The organism is Nocardia sp. NPDC058497 (assembly GCF_042720195.1).
Lineage (GTDB): Bacteria > Actinomycetota > Actinomycetes > Mycobacteriales > Mycobacteriaceae > Nocardia.
This window is the reverse complement of sequence record NZ_JBHXMY010000829.1, coordinates 1-1,984: the sequence shown is the minus strand read 5'-3', so window position 1 is coordinate 1,984 and position 1,984 is coordinate 1. Positions and strand designations below refer to the sequence as shown.

3 protein-coding genes and 1 pseudogene are annotated in these 1,984 nt (G+C 61.8%); all 4 read right to left on the bottom strand.

Annotation, left to right across the window (positions count from 1 at the left end; genetic code table 11):
- Positions 1 to 1,067, bottom strand: a 1,067-nt coding sequence (locus tag ACFWPJ_RS31500) for a hypothetical protein (RefSeq protein ID WP_378856962.1), incomplete at its 3' end; no start/stop codon positions are given.
- A 36-nt stretch (positions 1,068 to 1,103) separates the two neighbouring features.
- Positions 1,104 to 1,361, bottom strand: a complete 258-nt coding sequence (locus ACFWPJ_RS31495; RefSeq protein ID WP_378856960.1) for a WXG100 family type VII secretion target — start codon at positions 1,359 to 1,361, stop codon at positions 1,104 to 1,106.
- 6 nt (positions 1,362 to 1,367) lie between these two features.
- Complete coding sequence (locus tag ACFWPJ_RS31490; RefSeq protein ID WP_378856958.1) at positions 1,368 to 1,661, bottom strand: WXG100 family type VII secretion target; 294 nt, start codon at positions 1,659 to 1,661, stop codon at positions 1,368 to 1,370.
- Positions 1,662 to 1,776: 115 nt separating this feature from the next.
- A pseudogene (locus tag ACFWPJ_RS31485) lies at positions 1,777 to 1,984 on the bottom strand (lipase); the annotation flags it as partial.

The following is a 1,984-nucleotide window of genomic DNA, read 5'->3' as shown; positions in this document are numbered from 1 at the left end:
GCTTCGTCGGTTACCACGTCGAGCACCTCTGCGGCTTCTTCCGCACCCTCTACTGCTTCATCGAGGAGTACCTTCATCGCGATGATTTCCGCGAGCGCGAGGGCGACCTTGCTCGTGTCGGGCACCTTTTCGAAGGCGGTGATCGCTGCGACCGCGCCACCGAACGCGGCGCTGAAGCCCAGGATCTTCAGGAGCTTCTGACTGTTCAGGGCGTTTCGGATGCCGTTCATCGCGTTGGTGATGACCACACCGATACGGACAGCCGCCAAGGCGCCGGAGCCGCCCATCGTGAAGAGGAAGCCCACGGCAGCGACACCGATCGTGACCGCTATTTGCGCGGCGAGCATGGTGAACTCGCGGTTGATCGCGGTGTTGGTCTCGTGGATGCCGGAATTGAACTCCGAGATCGGGGCCGCGATATTTTGGCCCGCCATCACGATAGTGTCGGCGGAGGTAGAGATGGTGTTGAGGTGTTGCTGGATCAGTTCGCGGTTCTTGACCTGATCCATCGTGTCGAACATCTGCGAGATGGTCGCGATCCGCGCTTTCGCGCCGGATAGCGCTTCGCTCGCAGAGAAGGTCGACCACACAGTTGAGACATCCGCCAATGCGTCGATGTCGGCGTTCGGGAGTTTGTTGAATTCCTTGGTGATCTCGTCGAGTAGTTTGTCGAAGAACTCGCCGTCACCGTCGCTACGGACGCCCATGCTGGCTGTCGCGGCTGTCGCCGACGGCATATCGACCTTGTATTCCGTCATGGCGGTGATGGTCGGACGCGGCGGTGCCGGGTTGCTGTTGTTGTTGATCCCGTAGTTGTAGCCGGAGGCATAGAGAACGTTGCCGAAGTTGGTCAGTGCGTCCGACAGGTTGGTGCAGGCCTGCAACGTGGAATGCACGACACCGTCGTAGGCTGTGGCCCACTCGACGCATCCTGGTGCGTCGCCGGCCATCCCGGCGCCTTTTCCCTTGACCGCATCATGGACAGGTTTATCCGCGGCGCGAAGGTCGTTGGCCAGGTCATGGCACTTTTTCGCAGCATCGTAGTAGGTGACCCAGTCGACATACATCGTGTCATCCGCCTTGCAGCATGCGAAGGTTCAGGTCTATCGCATTTGTGTAGCGGGTGTGCGCGGTCTTGGCGGGTCGCGGATACCTTCGACGAAGTCGCGGGCACCGGCCGACCATTTTTGGTGAGCCACCTGATAGGCGTCGGCTGCGACGCTCTCCCAGCCGGTGCCGACCAAGCCGGCGACCTGGTCGTCTATCTCGTCGAGATGGTCGGCGATGAAGCCGGCGAATCCGCCGAGTTTGGCGATGATCTGTTCGAGGTCGTCGAGGTCGACGTTGAATTCCGATCCCATCGGGGCCTACAGATTGAGACTGTAGGCGCCGAGAGCGGCAGCGGTCGATTCATCGGTTTGGCTGTAGGTGTCTGCGGTGACGCCCAGCTTCTCCGCCATCTCGGTCAGCGCGGCGATGATTTCCAGTCCGCCGGTTCGGGTTTCGGTCCATCCGGTCGCGAAGGTGTTCGCGTAATCGCCGGTCCAGCTGGCGCAGACGCAGGCGTCTACCTCGCGGGTTGCGGTGTCGAGTGCCTGCCGCAAGGTGTCTGCCAGGCCGTATACGTAGTTGCCAACATCTCGAACTTTGTCGGGGACCACAGTCAGAGACTGCCCTTCTCCCCCTGGGCTGCTCATTGGCTGATCGTAGATCAGGACTCACCGCACGCAGGTATCACTATGAGATGCCACATAGTCGCTCTGTCGGTCCCGCGGATCAGGCGAACAGTTTGCGGACGAAGGGGAGAGAGTCGACGAGGGAGGCGTTGACGGTGCCGTCGTGGTCGGTGGGGTAGGTGTGCAGGGTGGTCGGTTGGCGGGTGGCTTCGAGGAGGGCGGCGAAGCGGAGGGTTTCGGGGGTTACCACGTCGGTGTCGCGGAGGCCCTGGCCGAGGAAGAGGGGGCGGTCGTAGCCGGATTCGGGG